Source organism: Nostoc sp. NOS(2021) (assembly GCF_017115025.1).
Lineage (GTDB): Bacteria > Cyanobacteriota > Cyanobacteriia > Cyanobacteriales > Nostocaceae > Nostoc.
The window spans coordinates 13,146-34,624 of sequence record NZ_JABXKM010000224.1 but is presented as its reverse complement, the minus strand read 5'-3'; the positions used below and the strand labels follow the sequence as shown (position 1 = coordinate 34,624).

Annotated in this window: 8 protein-coding genes; 1 reads left to right on the top strand and 7 read right to left on the bottom strand. The window is 40.6% G+C overall.

Annotation, left to right across the window (positions count from 1 at the left end; all coding sequences use genetic code 11):
* Positions 1 to 146: 146 nt before the first annotated feature.
* Positions 147 to 1,799 carry an ABC transporter ATP-binding protein/permease gene (locus HWQ41_RS23820; protein WP_292768441.1) on the bottom strand — a complete coding sequence of 551 codons (1,653 nt, stop codon included), beginning with the start codon at positions 1,797 to 1,799 and terminating at the stop codon, positions 147 to 149.
* Between the two features lie 322 nt (positions 1,800 to 2,121).
* On the opposite strand from HWQ41_RS23820, the gene HWQ41_RS23815 reads away from it, so the two are divergent.
* Positions 2,122 to 3,441 carry an MFS transporter gene (locus HWQ41_RS23815; protein WP_292768438.1) on the top strand — a complete coding sequence of 440 codons (1,320 nt, stop codon included), beginning with the start codon at positions 2,122 to 2,124 and terminating at the stop codon, positions 3,439 to 3,441.
* A 15-nt stretch (positions 3,442 to 3,456) separates the two neighbouring features.
* On the opposite strand, the gene HWQ41_RS23810 is transcribed toward HWQ41_RS23815, so the two are convergent.
* From HWQ41_RS23810 to HWQ41_RS23785, 6 genes are all read right to left on the bottom strand, one after another.
* Complete coding sequence (locus HWQ41_RS23810; protein WP_292768435.1) at positions 3,457 to 5,499, bottom strand: alpha-amylase family glycosyl hydrolase; 2,043 nt, start codon at positions 5,497 to 5,499, stop codon at positions 3,457 to 3,459.
* 331 nt (positions 5,500 to 5,830) lie between these two features.
* Positions 5,831 to 6,034, bottom strand: a complete 204-nt coding sequence (locus HWQ41_RS23805; protein ID WP_292768432.1) for a GtrA family protein — start codon at positions 6,032 to 6,034, stop codon at positions 5,831 to 5,833.
* A gap of 65 nt (positions 6,035 to 6,099) precedes the next feature.
* Positions 6,100 to 7,737: a glycosyltransferase family 39 protein gene (locus tag HWQ41_RS23800; RefSeq protein WP_292768430.1), complete on the bottom strand. Its 1,638-nt coding sequence runs from the start codon at positions 7,735 to 7,737 to the stop codon at positions 6,100 to 6,102.
* 183 nt (positions 7,738 to 7,920) lie between these two features.
* Positions 7,921 to 9,285, bottom strand: coding sequence for an MFS transporter (locus HWQ41_RS23795; protein WP_292768428.1), 1,365 nt, complete (start codon positions 9,283 to 9,285; stop codon positions 7,921 to 7,923).
* Positions 9,286 to 9,394: 109 nt separating this feature from the next.
* On the bottom strand, positions 9,395 to 10,243 hold the full coding sequence (locus HWQ41_RS23790) for a cupin-like domain-containing protein (protein ID WP_292768425.1): 849 nt from the start codon (positions 10,241 to 10,243) through the stop codon (positions 9,395 to 9,397).
* 111 nt (positions 10,244 to 10,354) lie between these two features.
* On the bottom strand, positions 10,355 to 21,337 hold the full coding sequence (locus tag HWQ41_RS23785) for a non-ribosomal peptide synthetase (protein WP_292768422.1): 10,983 nt from the start codon (positions 21,335 to 21,337) through the stop codon (positions 10,355 to 10,357).
* Positions 21,338 to 21,479: the final 142 nt, after the last annotated feature.

The following is a 21,479-nucleotide window of genomic DNA, read 5'->3' as shown; positions in this document are numbered from 1 at the left end:
TTGGGGGGATCAAAAGGCTGTGGGGCAACCTGACAAGACTTGTGTGTACACCGTAGCTTCCTTTGTAGGGAAGGGGGTAGGCGGTTAGGTCTTTCTTGTAATTTACTCAACTGAAAATCGGTGTAAACATAGCTAGTTTGACAAAATTAAAGATTGACAATCACCTGATGATATTTCTTGAGACTAGGGCGATGGCCAACACTAATAAAGGTTATCCCTGTTTCTATTAGAAGACTATAAAGATGTTCTTCGTTGTTAATATCTAAAGCACTGGTTGCTTCATCTAAAATTACATATTTTGGTTTCGTAACTAAAATCCGAGCAAAAGCTAATCTTTGTTGTTCTCCCAAAGAAAGAACATCACTCCAATCTTGCTCAACCTCAAAACCACCGAACCGTTCTGCTAAGTCTGACAGATTTACTCTGTGGAGAACTTGATGGAGTTCTTCATTATTCAGAGCAACCTTGGCGTTAGGATAGATTAATTGTTCCCGAAGAGTCCCTAAAATCATATAAGCACGCTGCGGTAAAAATAGCATTTCTTCTAATTCTGGACGAACAATTACACCTGTTCCCGAATTCCATAAACCAGCTAAGACACGCAACAAAGAACTTTTCCCACAACCGCTATCTCCCATAATTAGTAATCCCTGCCCTGTTTGCAGTGCTACAGAAAGGTTGCTAAATAAAGTTTTTTGATAATTGGGAGTCTGGACAGTCAGGTTTTCCAAGGCTAAACGGCTATCTAGGACTATATCAATAGTCTTAGCATTAGCTATTGCTTTTGTTGGCTGTTTGAGATATTCATAAAATACGTATAGGCGATTAATTGAAGCAGCGAATTTAGTGAATTTTTCAAACTGATACATAATCAGATTCACAGAAAAAGCGACCTGTCCAAAAGCGCCACCGGCTTCTGTAACTTTTCCCACCTCCGTCTCACCTGACAAAATTTGGTTTCCCAGAATCAATGCTGGGATAATCCAGGGGAGATAACCAAACTGATATTTAAATATGTTTAAATACACCTCTGACCATAATATCAATCGCTTAAAGTTATGAAAAGCCTCATGAAATATAAGTTTAATTTTGTTGGCTTCCTGAAGGATGCCGTTATAGAAGGCAATAGACTCGGCATTCTCTCTGATGCGGACTAAAGCAAAGCGAAAATCGGCTTCTTTTTTTAGTTGTTCAAAATTTAGTTGGGTTAATTTTCTCCCATAGAACCCAAGAGTTATAGCGTAGGCTAAGATAGAGTAAATTACCAGAGCAATAACTAGATTTTTGGAAATAGACCAGAGAATGACACTAAAAGCAATTACTACAAAAAGAGCTTCCAGACAGTTGACCAAAAATTGAATAGATTGCTGGCAAAAATTGGCCACATCTTCAGAAATACGTTGGTCTGGGTTATCAATCTCTTTGTGGGAGTTACTCAGATCATAAAAAGCGCGATTTTGGAAATATTGATTGAGTAAATGATGGGTCAACCAGCGTCGCCAATAGATGCCGATTGTCTCTCGCAGATAACCATAGCCAGAATTCAGTAAACCAAAGACGATTATCCCCCCGAAGGCAACTACTATACCTTGCCAGAATTTAGTACTATTATGGGCGGCAAGAGCAGAAATTAAATCTCCCTGTATACTATTTAACAACACCTTGAGTTGGGTGGTAGCTAACAATAAAAATCCGAGAAGCACAAGTAAACCTATAGCACCTCGTTTTTCATTGCCTAACCAATAGAGTTGAGCGATCGCCCAAAACTGTTTGACCGCTTTCAAGTTGAATCGATTCATTTGTAGACTACATAAATGTTTTTAGTTCTGAGGATTTTCATAACTACGCCCTATAGTTACTACGCTAGAGGTTAATCAGGGACAGGTTCAAAATAAAGCCTCCTTGATGATCATATCTAATCTTGATAAATATGAAGAGTGTCCCTTTGATCAATAATTTATCCCCTACTAGCGATCGCTAACTTTATCCCTGTATATCTATGCCGTGATCTTAAGTTTAGAGACTTCCTCTTAGTTAAAATTAAGTAGTACTTTCATCTCGATTTTACCAAGTATAAATATAATACAGAACGACAAATAAACCCTAATTTTAGACATAAAAATGCGTATTTTCACATTGATTTGGTTAGGACAACTAATTTCTCTGATTGGCGTCTCTATGACCGGGTTTGCTCTGGATATCTCGGTTTTTCAGCAAACTGGCTCCGCCACCCAATTTGCTTTCCTTACCCTTAGTTGTACGATACCACTGATCGTCATTTCACCAATAGCAGGCACATTAGTGGATCGTTGGGATCGTCGCTGGACAATGATTATTAGTCATGTCTGTAAAGGACTGTGTACCCTGATTTTGATCGTGCTAATAAGTATTGGTCAACTAGAGATTTGGCACATCTATCTCAGAAATATCATCACTTCCATCATCGGTGCTTTCCATACGCCTGCTTATAAAGCTTCCATTACCTCTTTGGTGCCTCAAGAGGATTTAGCACGGGTGAGCGGTATGATTCAATTGGGAATGGGCATTCAGCAAATCATCTCGCCTTTACTAGCAGGTATTCTGCTGGGTATTGTTAAGCAAAGAGGCATTCTGATCATCGACTTCGCAACTTTGCTGGTTGCCCTTGTTCCCCTTCTGTTGGTGCGATTCCCTAAAGTAATTCCGGCTGCTGATGCAAATCAGGACACTCAGCCTTCCTCACTTTTGCGAGAAACACTCTATGGGTGGACTTATCTAACAGAGCGTCCTGGATTACTCAGTTTTGTGATTCTGTTCACCATTTACCAATTCCTGATTGGCTTCGTCAGTGTATTAACCTTTCCCCTAATTCTTTCTTTGACTACGCCCACTAGCTTAGGACAGATCGCATTTGCTAGCGGTCTTGGTATGTTCGTGGGAGCTATAGTGATGAGCACATGGAAGAATAGTTGGCAGAACTTGATCAGCCCTGTTTTAATCACTATGTCGCTGAGTGGGGTGTGCATTGCCATTGCTGGTTTACGCCCTTCTATCATCCAAATTGCGATCGCTACTTTACTTTTCTTCCTGACTATGCCTTTCATCAATGGCTCAGTACAAGTTATCTTGCAGACAAAAGTTGCCGAGTCGGTACAGGGAAGAGTCTTTGCATTAACCGGAGCGATGTGGGGGGCCGCTGTACCGCTCGCTGCGATTGTTGCAGGCCCACTAGCTGACTATGTTTTCGAGCCACTGATGGCTTTTAATGGACTTTGGTCTCAAGTACTGGTTGGCCAAATAATTGGTTCTGGGCCTGGTCGTGGTATTGGACTATTGTTCGTAATCATCGGGTGTTTTATATTAGTGACAGCATTTATTGGATACCAATACCCTGGCATCCGAGATTTGGAAGTTGATGTACCTGATTTTGAATCTTCAGCAAGCAAGGTGGCCCCCATGTAGCGATTAAACTTGCTCCTATTCTTGAGCTTTTCTTGTCACCCGTAATAGTCGCCCTAAGACAAATGTGAATGGTGGAAGTTTAATTCGCATACCACCTTCCACAAGATGGAATACTCCACCCGATGTGGCAATCAGCATATCGACTCCGCAGAACTCACCGTACCAATTAGGAATCTTGAAAACCTGCTCCACTACTGGTGTGGCCCCCAGGTTCATCGCAATGAAAAGCGGCTGTTCATCCTCTGCACCATGAATGAGTACACACCAAAGACCATTATTCCTAGAGCATAATAGGGTACGGTTTCCACTCGAAATTAGTCTATTTTGAAACCTAATTTCGGCAAGCTGTCGAATTAGTAAAAAACTTGGGTGGTTTTTATTATATGGTTCAAAAATTTTGCGGTTAATCGGCCCAAACTCCCACACACATGCAGGGTTATCAAACATATCTTCTCGCACATAGCAATCATGACCAATGCACTCACCTGTATGCTGGTGTTGATGCATCCCTAAAGCGCCAGAAAATTCTTGCTCTGTTCCTTGATAGATAGAAGGTATTTGCGGCCCTAAAATCAAGCAAGCAAGTGCAAAATATAACCGGACTCGCGCTTCATCTTGGTTTCCTAGACAACTCAAGAATTGATGGAAAATTCTACTTGTGTCTTGGTTATCGAGAAACATAATATTATTCTGCCAACCAGCATGATATGGGTATGATGGCTCTAGAAAACCACAAAAATAATCTGCCAAACCCCCTAGCCAATTACCATCAGCCAAAGAATGCTTGATAGCATAATAAGTAGGGTAGTCGATCAGATTTGAAAATTTCGCCCCATTGTAGGCAATTACTTCTTCATGAGTACTGCCAGCATGTTCGGCTATTTGCAGAAACTGCTTTTTTCCCAGATAGGCAGCATACCTTGATATCTCTTTAACGCAAGGCTGCCAGAAATCAAGACCAACGTGACGTGCTGAATCGTATCGGAAGCCATCAATGTCTGTTTCTGCAATCCAGTATTTTAGGTGTTGAATCAGTAATTCTCGAACATAGCTTGTCTCTGTTCGCCAATCTTCCAGGAAGCCAAAGAGTCTTTGATTTACCATATCAGTGTATTCCGGCCCGTGGAAGAGTAATGTGTTACGTGCTTCTATCGGAAAAGGCATAACCGCAGAGTCATCACCTTGCACATACTTGAACTCTCCCCCTGGTGGCCCCCCATACTCTTCCCAGTTAATACTATCTGCAATATGGTTGGTAACAACGTCTAAAATGACAGCAATATCAGCTTCATGAGCAGTTTTCACCAACTCACGCAGACACATGAGTGTACCCAAACGTGGATCAACCATCAATAAGTGGATGGGATGATAGCCATGATAGCCATCAGCAGCGTTGACATAGACAGGGCTGATGATAATAGCTCGAACTCCCAATGACTTCAAGTATGTTATCTGCTCAATTACCCCCCGAATTGTCCCACCATGACTTGTATAGGGGGAAGTCGGATCATATTTGACTGCACTTAGACCAGTGTAGTTGCTGTCTGCACTGCGAGCAAATCGATCAATCATGATTGAGTAAAATAGACGTGCTTCCCAATCATCGGGACTAGATGTCATTGCAACCTTTGGTTTTAGTCCATATAAAGGCTGATTATTCACATACCCCAGGAATACAGATGGAATTTCAGCCATTGAGCGGGGTGCTTGATCACAGACTAACAAAAAATGCGATCGCGTGCTTGTATGTTCATTACCAAATGTATCCACATAACCTAAACTGTAACGATATCCTCCCCCGTTACTGATAGGTGGTAGGATGACTGAGAACATTTGAAAGCCATTTTCTATAACGCTTTCAGTTTGTGCCGTAATTCGATCTGAATCGCAATATCCTTGTCCATCATTCAATTCATAGGCTATCTGACCATAATCTGGATTTTTAGATAAGTGAACACCAAATCTGATGGAGATTTTTTCATCACTTCTAAACACCCAAGTATATGGTGCTGTGCTAGGGTCTAGATGTACTTCACAGTATTCGTCAAAATAGCGCATATAGCATTCCTACGAATTAAAAATGGTGAGTTGGCAAACAAGTTATCTCAGGTAATGGACTTACCGATTCATTAATCAAAATTTTCTTCTAGAATTTATAGTTGCATATTTCTAGTTACTTATATTAGATTTAATCTAAAATTATCTAGATTTAAATCATTAGCGAATATTGTGTAAAATTCTTACCAGTCAAGAGTATTGGCTCATATTAAAGTCACCTCAGTTAGAGGATGTTTTAAAAGTTACGAAAGGTATAATTTTGCTGTTCTACACTGGGTTAGGTGCGACGAAAAATTAAGGTTTTAGCCATGTACTGAGATACTTCGCTGTGCTAACTATGAGAGCGAAAATTCCAAAAAGTCACACAAAAGATTGCTAGCAACTTTGCAAGATATTCATTCATCTCGAATTTATAAAATAGCCAATTTACAATTAAACTATTTAAAATAAGTCCAAAAAAACAAATTAGGTTGAATTTGAAAAAACTTAAACACAGTCGATTTATTAAATTATTAATCTCAATATATTGATTCATTCGACTTCTAGTGTCTTATTTTTTTACTCCATCTCTACCACTTATACAATCTCAAACACTACTGTTCATGTTTGCTTAATTTTATCGAATTGCCATAAACCTCCAGGTGGTGGATTAAGCACCTGAATTACTTTCAAAGAATAGGTTATATCTTGCTCCATTTGATGAAATAAACTACTATTATTTTGCATAAATAAAATATGACTATAATCCTGAGCAATTGGCAGCAGACGCTCATCTGCTACTCGCAGTAGGCGAACTTTTGGTAAATAATGACTTAAGGTTAGAATTCCTCCCAAATTAACAGGAGAGTCATTAATTACCAGTAAAGGTCTCTGTGATTGATTGAGAACTTGACCTGTTTCTCTGATAAATTGGCCATCCGATTGCGTCCACCAATTCTCAGCTTGAAAAAATCTGGCATCAGAAACCAAACCGGCTATAAACAATCCAACTATTATGAATTGAGGGATTTTTATCTGCCAGTTATGTTCTTGGAAAATCTGAAAAACTAAAACATAGGCTAGAATAATTTCTAGACTGAGATATAAAGGCAATTGGTAGCGAACTTGAAGGGAACGAGTTCCTCCATAAATTAGGTCAGATATAATTAATAATAAACCAGGAAATCCTCCCAATAAAAAAATCAATAAACTGGTTTTATTTTTAGGCATTTTTGCAAAAAAATATCCGAGATAAATTATCAAAGATAAACTGAATATTAAGGTAGGAATGCTATAAATTAAATAACCTTCTACAGCCAAACTATTAAACACGGCTATATCTGAAGTTAAATTAAGATCAAACAATATTCGGGTAACTCGAATCAGAAAAATAGCGATTAGCTCGAAGGGATTATCTATCCTTTTGACTGCAAACCCTGAAGTTAGCTCTAGTGCTGTGCTAATGTGGGTGACAATCACAATCAACCAGGGTAAAAGCATTAAGAAGGCAGCAATACTCACAAGCAGATAATTGAGTAAGGTTTTGGTGAAACGAAACTGTTGTTGAATAACTACATAAATACCATGAGCTATCATTACCAGAACTGTAAATAAATGGGTGTATAATCCCAAGATTAATGTGAGGAAATACACAGCCCAATTTGCTTTTTTTTCTTGTCTAATGGTTCGCAATAAAGCAGCACTCGATACTAAAATCTCTACCATCCACAAGCTGTATTGACGTGCTTCTTGAGCAAAAAATAACTGCAAAGGAGAAACGGCAATCAATCCCATCGCCACCCATCCCACAACTGGAGACTCAAACAACTCTAAACACAGCCAATACACGCTGGGAAATATCAGCAGACTGATGAGTGCTGATAAACTCCTGACCCCAGTAGGTGAATCTCCAAATACTTGCGCCCACAATCTCACCATTACGTAATACAAGGGCGGATGCTGCGGGTCTGAGGTGATTAAGTAATTCACTGTATCAACCACACCACGATCTGGATTAATATGTTGATATTTGTCGAAGATGGTAATAGGAATTGTGCCTTGATGATTAGAAATTTCCTGTTTTAGCTCGGCTACCGTGTGACCAGAAATTGCTACGGATGTCCAAGATTCATCACAGCAGTATGTTTTTTGTCCTAGATGGGCAAAGCGAAAGAAAATACCTAACCCGATGAGGATTATTATTAAGATTTTTAACCAAGTCGGGGGATTTGCTTTTGCTAGTAATTGCGGCTTGTCCATTTATTGCACATGTTTCATTACAGACAAAGTTGTTAATATAGCAATCCTAATTCAGTTAGGTAGTAGCAGTAATTTTCTCCATTTCAAAAATACCTCAATCAGGCTCAAAAAATTTGCTTATCACGTACTACCAACAGCTATTAAAGGGTAGATGTTGCGCTTCTGAAGTCGTTAAATAACTTTTTAATGTTTATGATCCAACGTATTTATTATCTTATTAATTACTATTTCTCCATCACCGGTTAACAATTCTTCATCAATTTGTTTCAACACAAAATAAGTGTACAAAATGACTGAGATGATTAAAATAACTAGCCCTTCAAGAACCATCAAAAAACCGATCCCACGCCCTGAACCAGTTTCAATCACCTGCCCTACAGTACTAGCAAGTAGCCCATCAGTAGATAGCATAGGTTCCAAAAATCCGTCGGTTAGTGGACTGGCACTAAGATTACCAAAAGCCCCACCCAAGCCTGCTACAGTGTAGAACAATGAAAGGACACGTCCCTGAACATTTGGGGGGATACTAGTTTGCAAAATTGTACTATTAGTACTTAGAATAATGGGCAAGGTAAAAAATGAAATAAAAATGCCCAAGGCGATGATCGGAATAGAGGGTTTAATGCCAGCAATTACTAGACCTATCCCATTTAATGCCGAAAATAGAAACAGAGCAGAGAAAGATTTTTTGCCTCCTCCCCAAATACTCATAAGGATGCTGCCAGCAACCATTCCACAGCCGGCAATTGACATTACACTCCCAAATGTCGTAGTCGAGGAGAAGGATAATATCAAGGGATTAATTAAAACAGAGGTCATGCCATTCACAAAAAAATAAATTGTCATGAATGCCAGTAGAATCAGCAAGAAAAAGCGAGAGGAAATGTTTTCCCAGCCGTAAATAATATCATTGATAATGGTAGACATTCCCATATTTGGCAGAATACTCGGTTCTGGCTGAGGAATATTAATAAATAGTAGGGTTAACAATGCAATTAAATAGGTAGACAAATCAATCAGCAGCAAGCCTTGAAGTTGTACATTAGCAATGAGTAGACCTGCCAAGATTGGTGCAACCAGTTGTCCTAATGCTGTGCTGAACTGAATCAAGCCATTAGCCCTCCCCATCTGTTTGCTAGGAACCATCAAAGGTAAAGCAGCTCCTTTGGCAGTCATTTGAAAAGAACCGCAGACTGAGGTAAAAAACGCAGAAATATAAGTATGCCAGAGTTGTAGATTGCCAGTCAGTAGCAGTACAGCAAGTGTGAGTGTGATTAAAGCCGCAGCTATTTCACTAAAAATAATTGTCCATTTGCGATTCCACCTATCTACTAATGCACCGACAAAGGGAGTGATTAACACACCTGGCAATGTTGTAAAAAATATAACCAAGCTTAATTGTGTAACAGCATGAGTGTTCTGATAAACCCAGATACCTAAGCCAAATCCTGTCAGGCGATTTCCGATTTCAGACAGAGACTGCCCCAGCCAGAAGAGAGTGAAATTACGCAATTCACGAATTAGTTCAATTAGTTTAGTTACATACATATTTCATAACTTAGATGTTGTATATTTTGTGGATTGTAAGGATTCAGCAGGTAAATAACAAATGTTTAAATGCTAAAAAAATCACATACTATACTATTGTATTATAGAATCATCGACTCAAAGCTCTCTTTAAAATAGCGGGTATCTGTGCTGCCAATCTCCGCCCAGGAGGGGTTAGAAATTGACTAAGAGGTGGCTTTGACCAGAAATTTACAGAAATATTTAGCTCGTGATTTGAATTGTCTAGGGAATATACTTGATGCCACCAAAAAGCAGGAATAAATAAAATTTCTCCCAGTTCGACAATACACTCAAAATATTTGGCTTTTTGGTAATTGGGAAATTTATCCAAATCTGGCTTTTCAATATTTATTTGGCTCATGTGGGGGAGTTTTGAACCAGCAGGGAAAGGATATAATGAAGATGTTTGTTGGGGGTTAAACAACAGAAAGCGCTTGCGATCGCTAACTTGAGTAAATAAATTATCCATTGCATCATAATGCAATGGGGATGTATTGCCGCCAGAACCAATCCAAATAGTTGGATCGACAAATAACTTTTTATCAAAATATTCTGGGAACTTAATATCTGGCAGTAGTTCGGGAAATTCTGTAGGAATTGACTGTTGTTGGAGATAGTAGAATTTATCAAATTTATTTTTTGAAACCAGGATGTTGATGAAGTCACTAAATTGCATTTTCTGTCTCAAATTAGCAAATCCATTTTCCAAGCTGCCTGTAAAAATGCTATTTTGAGAAACACTTATCTCAACCTGTTTATCACTGAATAAGGTAGTGAGATAATTAGCAGTCCACAAAGATAGAGCATTCCAATCATTAATAGCCCCAGTGATGATGACGGGTCTTCTAGGAGAGAGAAAATTCCTTTGAAATTCTTCTCTTGTCGGTTGTTCAACCCTTTCAATGTGGCTCATTGCGGTTAAATCATGTTTGCTCATCAAAAAATTCCTATTTGTAGATTTTTCCTGGAATTAGGCAGACTGGGTGAATAACATGAAAGTAAATTTATCAGATAAAGCAGCAACCATTTCTGAAAATTAAGAATTTTATCAATCCTTTTGACGTTTTTGTTGAAGAAGTTTAGCTTTTTCTTCTGGAGTCATTTGTTTGAGGCGTAAAAACGCTTTGGCGATTTTTTCAGTGCGTCCCACTTGTGGTTCTCGTGTCAATAAAAGTTGTGCCATTTTTTCAATTGTTACCGTATCAAAAAGTTCCCGTAATTCCAAATCAATCAAGAATACTTTTCTGATGCGAGCATGAACTTGGGCGGCTAATAGAGAATGTCCGCCAAGTCGAAAAAAGTTGTCCATAACTCCCACCCTCTCGACTTGCAGAATTTCTTGCCAAATATAGGTTAATGCTTCTTCGATCGCATTTCTCGGCGCTGTATAATCAACTTGATAATCAAACTGATTTGGTAACGGTAGAGCAAGGCGATCAACTTTATTATTAGGTGTTAGCGGCATAGCATCTAGAAACACCCAAGAGTCAGGCAGCATATAATCGGGCAGTTTGGCCAACATATATGATTGCAATGTTTCGAGAGGGGGTTTTTCAGCTTCAGATTTGACAACTAGATATGCAACAAGCTTTTTACCTGCTACAGTATCGTTAATAGCTTGGACAATAGCTTGCGCGATCGCAGGATGAGTTTCTAAAACTGTTTCAATTTCCCCTAATTCGATGCGGAAACCACGGATTTTAACTTGGTAATCCATGCGTCCCAAGAATTCAATTTCACCATTCGGTAGCCAACGCGCTAAATCACCAGTACGATATAATCGCTCACCAGGGTTTGCGGCTAAGGGATTCGGGACAAATCTTTCCGCCGTCAAATCTGGTCTTTGGCGATAACCCCGTGCTAATCCGGCTCCCCCAATCAACAACTCACCTACAATCCCTTCAGGAACGGCATTACCAGCATTATCCCAAATATAAATTGATGTGTTGGCAATTCCCCTACCTATCGAATGTGCATCCTGTTGCAGCTTAATTTCTTTGATGGTAGACCAAATTGTGGTTTCCGTCGGCCCGTAAACATTCCACAGACTCACCTGAAAGTTGAGAAGAGAGGCGGCTAAATCAACTGGCATAGCTTCTCCACCGCAGAGAATGCGAAAACCATCATTTGTCTGCCAACCAGCAGCCAAGAGCAATTTCCAGGTAGTTGGAGTGGCTTGCATCACCGTGGCTTGGGATGTTTGCAGTAGTTGAGCTAACTTAAATCCATCTCTGGTGGTTTCCTTGTCAGCGAAGACTAATCTTGCACCGCTAATTAGTGGTAAGAAAAGTTCTAGTCCAGCAATATCAAAAGAAACTGTAGTTACTGCAACCAGGGTATCAGCAGCAGTCAATCGCAGTTTTTCTTTGAAACTGAGGAGGAAATTCACCAGAGATTCATGCTGAATTTGTACTCCCTTGGGTCTTCCAGTGGAACCAGATGTATAGATAACGTAAGCTAAGTGGCTGTTACCAGCAAGCGGAGGTGGTGCGGTATCTGATTGAGTCGAAACCGAATTTAGCAACAGAACTTCTGCTGATGATGCTGGAAGTGCTGATACAAGTTGATCTTCGGTGATGATTACAGCTGCCGCGCTGTCTGCAAGCATCCACTCCAGGCGATCGCGGGGGAAGGTAGGATCTAGTGGTACATAGGCCGCACCTGCTTTCATAATTCCTAATAGTGCGATCGGCAAACCTGCATGACGTTCTAAACAAACCGCCACTAAGGTTTCCCGCGTCACAGCAAGTTGCAGTAGTGCGTGAGCAACTTGGTTAGATTTGCGTTCTAAGTCTGCGTAGGTTAGGGAGGGGAAAACTGCGATCGCATCGGGAGTTTGAGCGGCTTGCTGACTGAATAATTCATGTATTGGGGTAATGGGTAATGGGGAATGGGTAATTGGGTGATTTACCTCACCTACTTCCTCTTTCGATAACAAACCAATTTCACCGATGAATTGCGGTTTTTCTGTAACAAAACTGGTCAATATCTGTGTTAGATGATGTAATATATTTCCTCGTGCTTTTGCACTCCCAATCTGCTGCCCAAAAGCAATTTTTAGCGTCAAATCATCTCCTGGCAAGGCATATAGACTGATGGGGTAATGATTTTTCTCCACAGACTCAACAGAATGGATCGCCAGTTCTCCGGGATTTTGACGCAGACTTTCTTCCACTGGGTAATTTTCATAAACCACAATGGATTCAAACAAAGGTTCTCCTCTGGGAATGTCACTCCATCCTTGAATATCTACTAAACGAGTGAAGGAATATTGATTAATTGCCGAGATGCGATCGCGCAATTCTATTAACCACGGCTTCAAGGGTGTGGCTGCATCTAATTTCAGACGCAAGGGCAAGGTGTTAATAAATAGACCCACCATCTCTGCAAAACCTGATAATTCCGTAGTACGTCCCGATACGGTGACACCAAAAACCACATCTTCAGAACCACTATATCGGCTCAAAAGAATGCCCCAAGCAGCTTGTACTAAAGTATTTAATGTTATCTGATTCTTTTGAGCAAATATTTTGAGTTGGGTGTAAATTTCTTTGGGGATAGTAGTTTGTAAGGTTTGGTAATCATCCTGGGAGTGTTTTTTAATACCCAAAGTGGTTGCTTCCCGGAAACCGCTTAATTCTTTGCGCCAGAAAGATTCTGCTAAACCAGATTCTTGTTTGTGCAACCAAGCAATAAAGTCTCGGTAAATGGGTGGCTGTGGTAAATTTGGGCGTTCTGTTTTAGCTTGGTAAAATGCGATCGCATCCCGGAAAACTAGAGGTAACGACCAACCATCTAAAAGTAGATGATGGTGAGTCCAGAGGAATTGCCATTTCTGTTCTTGGGTTCTCACTAAAGTCATCCGCATCAGTGGGGCCCTTTCTGTTGACAAGCTTTGGTGGCGGTCTGTTGTTAACAGAATTAACCATTTTATTGCTACTTCATCAATATCGCATTCGCGCCAATCTTCGTAGACAAAGGGCAAATTGACTCGGCGGTGAATGCGTTGCAACGGTCGGGGTAAATCGCGCCAGACAAAGGAAGCGCGTAAACTAGGATGGCGATTTATACAAGATTTCCAAGCCTTTTTAAAAGTTTCTACGTCTAGAACTCCCTCAATTTCACCACTCACCTGTTGCAGATAAATATCTTTTTCTGATTCATAATTTGAATGAAAAAGTATTCCCTCCTGAACAGGCGACAAAGGATAAATATCTTCCACATCAGTAGTTTTTGCCAAAGCAATAACCAGTTGTTCTGAATTAAGGTTAGCGAGGGGAAAATCAGCAGGTGTTAAACTGTATTCTTGATGGCGGCTAGTTGCTAATAAAGTCTGTAAATGTTTGGAGAAACTATCTGCTAAACGGCGAATCGTTTCTTCTCGATGCAAAGCTTTGCTAAAACCAAACCGCATTTGGAGTTTACCGTTAGCAATTAAACTAGTAATTTCTAGTTGAAAAGCACGCCGATTTTTTGGGTGTCGGGATAGTCCGACATCTTCGGTGGCTGGGGTAAAGGGTGCTGCTTGGGAAAGCTTTTCATCAAATTGTCCCAAGTAGTTAAAGAGGATGCCTTGGGGAATTGGCGGTAAGATAGACGCGAATTCGGATTTTTGAGAGAGGATACCGTAAGCAAAGCCATTATTTGGCAAGTTCTGTAACTGTTCTTTGACGCTTTCTAAATTGCTGAATTTGCTCTTGTGAGTTTTCTCTAGTTTGCAGGGGAAAAGAGATGTAAACCATCCCACAGCATCAGAGATATCAATAGCAGTAAAATCGCTTTCTCGTCCGTGACTTTCTAGTGCAATTAATATGTTTGATTCACCCGTCCACTCTGTCACTACTTCTAACAGAACTGCTAAGAGAACTTCCTGAATCCTGACTTTGTGAGTGCGCGGTAGTTCATACAGCAGACTATCAGTTTCATCCTGGCTGAAATTGCATTCTATTTGGGTAGCAGAAATTTCTGTGTTCTCTGCTATCCCATCAGGAAAATCAAGGGGTAATTCTGAATTAGAAACTTGTTGTGTTTTCCAGAAAGCTACTTCTTCTTCCCAATCAGAATTTTCAGTCAAGGTATGTAGATGATGAGTCCACTGTGGGAAACCGACACTATGAGCAGATAAGGAAATTTCCTGTTCCTTTTGGAAAGCATCACAAGCGATCGCTAAATCTTGTAAAATGACGCGCCACGAAATACCATCAACGATGAGGTGATGGATAATTAGCAGTAACTTATCAGATGTATTCTCATCAGTCTGGAAGTAGACGGCGCGAAAGAGAGGCCCGTTGGCTAAATTAAGTTTAGCTTGAAATTGACTGGCAATTCTTTGTAATTCTGTTGATAATTCTGGTTGAAAAATCGCAGTCAGATTAACAATATCAAAGTTTAAAACATGACTATCATCCTCTAATGTTTGTATCCAACCACTTTCAGTTTTATGGAATCGGAGACGAAAAGCTGGGTGACTTGCGGCAATATGATTTAAAACCGTTTGAAAATGTGACGCATTAAATTCCGGCTTGACATCCAAGAAAATCGCCTGATTCCAGTGTTCAGGATGCTCTAAAGATTGCTGAAAAAACCATTGCTGAATAGGAGTGAGCGCTACTTCACTACCTACAGGAATTGATAAAGCATTGGGTAGTCTTGCTGTTGTTTTAATATGAGGTGTAAGTGCTGAAACTTGGGGATTTTTAAACAAATCTTGCGGTGTGAAATAAAGTCCAAGTTCTCGTGCTTTAGCAATAATTTGTAGGGCAATAATCGAATCTCCTCCCAATTCAAAGAAGTCATCTTTAATCCCTACACGCGATACTTGCAATACTTGCTCCCAAAGTTTAGTTAAAATCTCTTCAGTTTCGGTTTGTGGGGCAATGTATTGCTCACGAGTAACTGTATTTTCCTCTTCAGGAGCGGGTAGGGCATTGAGGTTAATTTTCCCATTAGGCAGTAATGGCCAAGCATCGAGACTGACAAACACCGAAGGAATCATATAATCAGGGAGCAGGGCAGATAATTGCGATCGCAAAACTGTTTGCCAGGATGTCGGCGGTGTTTTCAGTTCCAGATAAGCAATTAGTCGATTGGGTTTACCAGGAGTAGCAATAGCTTTGGTGACAGCCCGAACTACCCAAGCTTGTTTTTCTAAAGCTGCCACAATCTCGCCAGTTTCAATACGGAAACCTCGGATTTTGACTTGTTGATCTGCACGTCCTAGAAACTCAATAGTACCATTAGGTAAATAGCGGGCGCGATCGCCTGTGCGATACATCCGACTGCCTGCATTTTCAACAAACGGATCGGGTAAAAAGCTTTCGGCGGTCATTCTTGGGGCATTCCAGTAACCACGAGCTAATTGGGAGCCAGCCACAAATAATTCACCCGATGTACCAATAGGCACAGGTTGCAGATGAGAATTTAGAATATATAAATGAGTGTTACTGACTGGTTTGCCAATGGGAATAACGTCGGTAATTTCGTTTTCTCCACAACGATGGAAAGCAACATCAATAGTTGTTTCCGCCGGGCCATAAAGATTCACCAATGTCGAGAAGTTAGATGCAACATTTCTAAACTCATCCCACACCCGTTTTTTCAGTGCTTCACCACCACTGAAAACCAAACGCAGACATGGACATTCAGAAAATCCCGGTTCACCAATGAGCATTTCTAAAAAACTCGGCACTAATTGCAGCAGAGTCACATTTTCTTGCTGAATAGTTTTGACTAGATACGCCGGATCTTGATGACCTCCCGGCTTCGCCATCACGAGTTTAGCTCCCGCCATCAAAGGTGTCCAGAATTCCCACACCGAAGCATCAAAGCTAAATGGTGTCTTTTGCAACACTACATCCTGACAATTCACCCCAAAAGTCTCTAAAAACCAAGCCTGATGCTGGGCTAAAGCCTGATGGGAAATCGCAATACCTTTCGGTCGTCCAGTGGAACCAGATGTAAATATGATATAGGCGATATTGTCAGCCAAAACCTGAATTTCTAAATCTTCAACAGATTGAACTGCAATTTCTTCCCTATAAATATCAACACAAATAAGTTGACAAGAATCATCCAAAAATTTTCTTGTACTCTCGTTTCTTTGCGGTTCGTTTTTACCATTCCAAATTTCTAAATCTGAACGAGACAGCAACAGACTAACATTAGCATCCTTCAATATCGACTGAATACGGACAGCCGGATAATCAGGGTCAATTGGTACATAACAACCACCTGCTTTCATCACCGCCAGCATAGCGCAAACCATGTCTAAAGAACGCTCCAAACAAATACCCACAGGCTGTTCTACACTAATACCAAACTCACCCAAAAATCGCGCTAACTGATTGGCTTTTTGATTCAATTGGGTATATGTCCAACTTTCTTCTTCACAAATAACAGCGATATAATCAGGATTTTCTGCTGCTTGTTGGGCGAAAATTTCATGTATTGGCGATTGGAAATTGGGGATTGGGAATTGTTCATTATGAATTAGACTATCTATGACCAATTCACGATGAGCCTGTGGATTTGCAATTAACGACTCTAAACTTAGTTGACAATAGTTAGCAATGTTCTTGATTTGCTCATCATCAAATTGTTGACGATCATAGTTGATATTAAATGAAAGAAGTCCCGCACCTACTTCCTCACTCCAACTGACAGCAAAAGGAATATTTGTTTCATCCAAAGATTCCGCCTGGATTAATTCCACTTCCCGCCAATTTAGCAGTCCTTGATAAATGTGGAAATGAACAAAATTAAAGGAAGTTTCATATAAAGGTTGATTACCATTTAACCTTTGCAGTTCTGCCAAAGGAAAACGACGATTTGGCATTAACTCTTGTTCAGCCCGCCAAGTTTCTGCAATCAAATCAACCCAAGAACCTCTCCGTAATGATAAGCGTAATGGCAATGTATTTAAGAATAGTCCTAAAACGCGATCGCTGTCAGTTTCTGTCGGTCTACCACTGCTCACCAATCCAGTAACCACTTCTGTATCACCAGAGTAAAAACCAATAACTTGGAGATGAACTGCTAGTAATAAGGTTTTCAGAGTCACACCCAATTGCTTAGATAAAGCTTTTAAATTCTGGGAAGTTGTTTCTGACAAAGTGATATCAAATTTACCCATCCTAGAAAGTGCTATCTGTGTCGATGTCACTGGGTAGCGTGGTAGTCTAGTGAAGGGAATTTCTACAAGTTTATTTTGCCAAAACTCTCGCTGATTACTATCAACCAAAGCTTGTTGTTCTAAGGTAATAAACCTAGAGTATTTTAAAGCAGGTGGTGGTGGTGGTGCAGGTACACCCCGATCAAGTAAATGGAGGTACAAGCCTGTTAATTCTGATAAAAAGTTAGCTAAACTCCATCCATCCATGATCGCATGATGCAAAGTAAAAGATGCTTGCATCACATTTTCATCCAGCAGGTGAATATGAAAACGTATTAATGGCGCACTCTTGTAATCGAAGCGATTTTCCCGTTCCTTGGCAATAAATATTTTTAGATAATCATCTTGTGCTGATAACGATAAATTAGTTAAATTCTCAAAAATAACTTGAGCAGGTACTTCTTTAACAACTGCCTGAATCGGTTGACTAAATTCAGCTAAATAAAATGCCGTCCGTAATATCTGATGTCTGGCAAACATTTGGATATAAGCTGCTTCCCAAACTTTGAGATCAAAAGGTATACGAATTCGGAAGCTGAAAACATCATGGTAAGTTGTAGAACTTTGGGAATATTCACCATGAAAGAGCATTCCTGCTTGCAGTTGCGCTAAAGGATAGGCATCCTCAGCCCAATCTTGAAGCTTTTCTCTATCTGCCAGTGAAATTAAGGCGAAAGGTTCTTCATCAATCTTATCGCTATCTACTACATCTGATTTTGCCAACAATGTGGCTAAATCCAACAGCACAGGATGGGCAAAAATTTGCTCTAATTTTAAGTTTAATCCCTGAGCTTGTGCGAGCGAAACAACGCGAATACTGCGGATTGAATCGCCACCCAAAACAAAATAATTATCAAATCGTCCCACGCGATTTACACCTAAAACTTGTTGCCAGATGTCAGCTAAAATTTCCTCGATGGGTGTAGCGGGAGGAACAAAAGCAACTTCGAGATTTTCCCGTTTAATTTCCGGTGTGGGTAGCGCTTTGCGATCAATTTTCCCGTTGGCTGTCAGTGGTAATCGCTCCAGATAAACAATCTGTGACGGTATCATGTAATCTGGCAGATGCTGCTGCAAATAATTTCGCAGCGTTTCGATTGTTGGTTGCTTTCCAGGAGTACAGACTACATAAGTAATTAAGCGTTGTTGATTGCTTTGGGCTTCAGAATGAACTAAAACAATAGTTTCCTGCACATCAGGGAACTGGGAAATAACGGCTTCGATTTCGCCAATTTCAATTCGGAAGCCGCGAATTTTCACTTGGTAATCTATGCGTCCTAGATATTCCAAATCGCCGTTAGGGAGAAAGCGCCCCAAATCACCAGTGCGATACAAATGCGATCGTGAATCTACTGAGAAAGTATCCTCAACAAAGCGTTCTGCGGTTATTTCTGGTCGGTTAAGATAACCACGCGCCACTCCAGCACCTCCAACAAAAATTTCACCAATCACTCCAGTTGGTAGGGGATTACCATCAGAATCCAGGATATAGAGACGTAAATCGGGAATTGGTTGACCAATTAAGCTACCAGATGAGTCGTTTATATCTTTTTTGTTAATAACTCTATAGGTGACGTGGACTGTCGTCTCTGTAATCCCGTACATATTCACCAAGCGCGTCTGATTTTCTCCATGACGTTCAAACCAGGGACGCAGACTTGGTAGATTCAGGGCTTCGCCGCCAAAAATTATGTACCGCAGGTGCGGGGTTTCCTCACCCGATTCTGCTGCTAGTAATTGAGCAAAAGCTGAGGGAGTTTGATTCAGCACAGTAACTTGCTCATCATCAAGCAGCTGAAGGAAGCTTTGGGGGTCACGGCTGACACAATAAGGAACGATTACCAGTCGCCCGCCATAAAGCAAAGCTCCCCAAATCTCCCAAACGGAAAAATCGAAGGCGAAGGAATGGAAGAATGTCCAAACATCCTGCTCGTTGAATTCAAACCAGTGCTGCGTGCTGCGGAATAGGCGGGTAACGTTGTGCTGGGTGACTAACACGCCTTTGGGTTTTCCTGTCGAACCAGATGTGTAGATAATGTAAGCCCCTGAGTCAGGGTCAAGAGTATCTCCTATCAAAGGTTCATTGCTTTCAGTTAAATAGGGCGCATCTTCCCTATCCAGACAAATTTTGAGTGGGGATTCTGGAAGTTGGGGACTGATGGTAGTTGTGGTGAGAATTAGTTCCGCTTCACAGTCAGAAATGGTAAACTCGATGCGATCGCGAGGATAAGTCGGATCAAGAGGAACATAAACACCCCCTGCCTTAACTACACTCAACAGAGCGATAATCAGTTCTGGAGAGCGCTCAAGGCAAATCACCACACGTTTATCTGCACCAATACCTTGCTTTTGCAGATATCGAGCAATATGGTTAGAACGGCGGTCTAGTTCTTCATAGGTAAAGCTTTCATTTTCAAATGTCAAAGCAATGCGGTTTGGATATTTGCTCACAGTTTCTGCAAATATTTCCCTGATAGTAATTGGTGATGGGTAATTGGTAATTAGCCTGTTATCAATTACCGATTCCTTATGACCAATTAGTGATAAAGACTGCAAAGGTGCTTGAGCATTATTTGCCATGTTAAACAGTAGATGGCAGAATTGCTCTAGCAATAATTCCATAGCCACCGCATCAAAGCGACCCGCATTGTAACTTAATTTCAGTGAGAGTCCATCTCCCGGAACAACCACTAGGGTCAAGGGATAATGGGTAGTTTCAAAGAAAGACGACTCAGGAACATTCAACCCAAAATCTGCTGATTTTAACGATTTATCAACTGGGAAATTTTCAAAAGCCAGCAAACTTTCAAACAGTGGTTGTCCTCGTGGAACATCACTCCATCCTTGGATATCTGATAGGCTGGAATGTTCAAACTGACGCATTAAGGCTGTGCGTGCTTGCAGGTTTTGCAACCAAGAATCAAGGGTTTGCTCTCCCGATATTAAGACGCGAAACGGCAAAGTATTAATAAAAGGGCCAATCATCCCTTCGACTTCTGGTAGTTCTGGGGGGCGTCCCGCGACTGTAATTCCATAAACTATGTCTGTGTTGCGGCTATAACGGTTAAGTAATATCGCCCAAGCCCCCTGAATCACGGTGTTGAGGGTGACGCTACAATTACGGGCTAATTTCTGTAATAAAGCAGTATTTTCAGGCGATAATTGGTGTTTGATTTCTCCACTTTCAAAAGTACTACCTAGCTTGGTTTTGGACAACATTAATAAGGGAGTAGCACTTTCAAAGCCACCCATATATTCACGCCAAAATGATTCACCATCTTGGGGATTTTTCTGTTTTAACCAAGCAATAAAATCACCATAAGGACGCACACTTGGTAGAGAAACTTCTACATTTTCTTTAGCTGCTTTGTGCAATATCAAGAATTCACGTAGCAGTATCGGCCAAGACCAACCATCTAAAATTAGATGGTGGTGACTCCACACTAAATCCCAGCAGTCTTCACCTAGACGAATTAAGGTTACTCGCATCAAAGGCGGACGATTAAGAATAAATCCCTGTCGTCTATCTGCTTCCAGAAATTCTCTCAGTCGTTTTTTTTGTGCGGAGTTACTCAAACCGCGCCAATCTTCTTCTGCTATCTTAAATACGAGATTGCGGAATACAACTTGTACGGGTTCAGTTTGCCCTTTGGTGATAATGGCAGTCCGTAAAATTGGATGGCGGTCAACTAAAGTTTGCCATGCTTGGCGCACTGCAATTACAGAAACATTTCCTTCTAAACGACAATGTAATTGCTCAAAATAAACGCCAGATTCTGGTTCATATAGGGAATGAAATAATAGTCCTTTTTGTAAGGGCGTGAGGGGGAAAATATCTTCAATTTTATCTTTGAGGCTCATATAATAATCCTATTTTAACGCAATACAGTTCACTTAAGTATTTCTTACTTCTCTTCCTTCTCTTACTTTGCGTCCTTCTCTGACGAGACGCTGCGCGAAGGCGTCCTTTGCGGTTCGTTAAAAAGATTGACTTTGACAAGTG

Coding starts and splice junctions, on each gene's coding strand:
- HWQ41_RS23805 (WP_292768432.1), bottom strand. CDS start 6,034: ATGAATCAATATATTGAGATTAATAATTTAATAAATCGACTGTGTTTA.
- HWQ41_RS23785 (WP_292768422.1), bottom strand. CDS start 21,337: ATGAGCCTCAAAGATAAAATTGAAGATATTTTCCCCCTCACGCCCTTA.
- HWQ41_RS23810 (WP_292768435.1), bottom strand. CDS start 5,499: ATGCGCTATTTTGACGAATACTGTGAAGTACATCTAGACCCTAGCACA.
- HWQ41_RS23820 (WP_292768441.1), bottom strand. CDS start 1,799: ATGAATCGATTCAACTTGAAAGCGGTCAAACAGTTTTGGGCGATCGCT.
- HWQ41_RS23815 (WP_292768438.1), top strand. CDS start 2,122: ATGCGTATTTTCACATTGATTTGGTTAGGACAACTAATTTCTCTGATT.
- HWQ41_RS23795 (WP_292768428.1), bottom strand. CDS start 9,285: ATGTATGTAACTAAACTAATTGAACTAATTCGTGAATTGCGTAATTTC.
- HWQ41_RS23800 (WP_292768430.1), bottom strand. CDS start 7,737: ATGGACAAGCCGCAATTACTAGCAAAAGCAAATCCCCCGACTTGGTTA.
- HWQ41_RS23790 (WP_292768425.1), bottom strand. CDS start 10,243: ATGAGCAAACATGATTTAACCGCAATGAGCCACATTGAAAGGGTTGAA.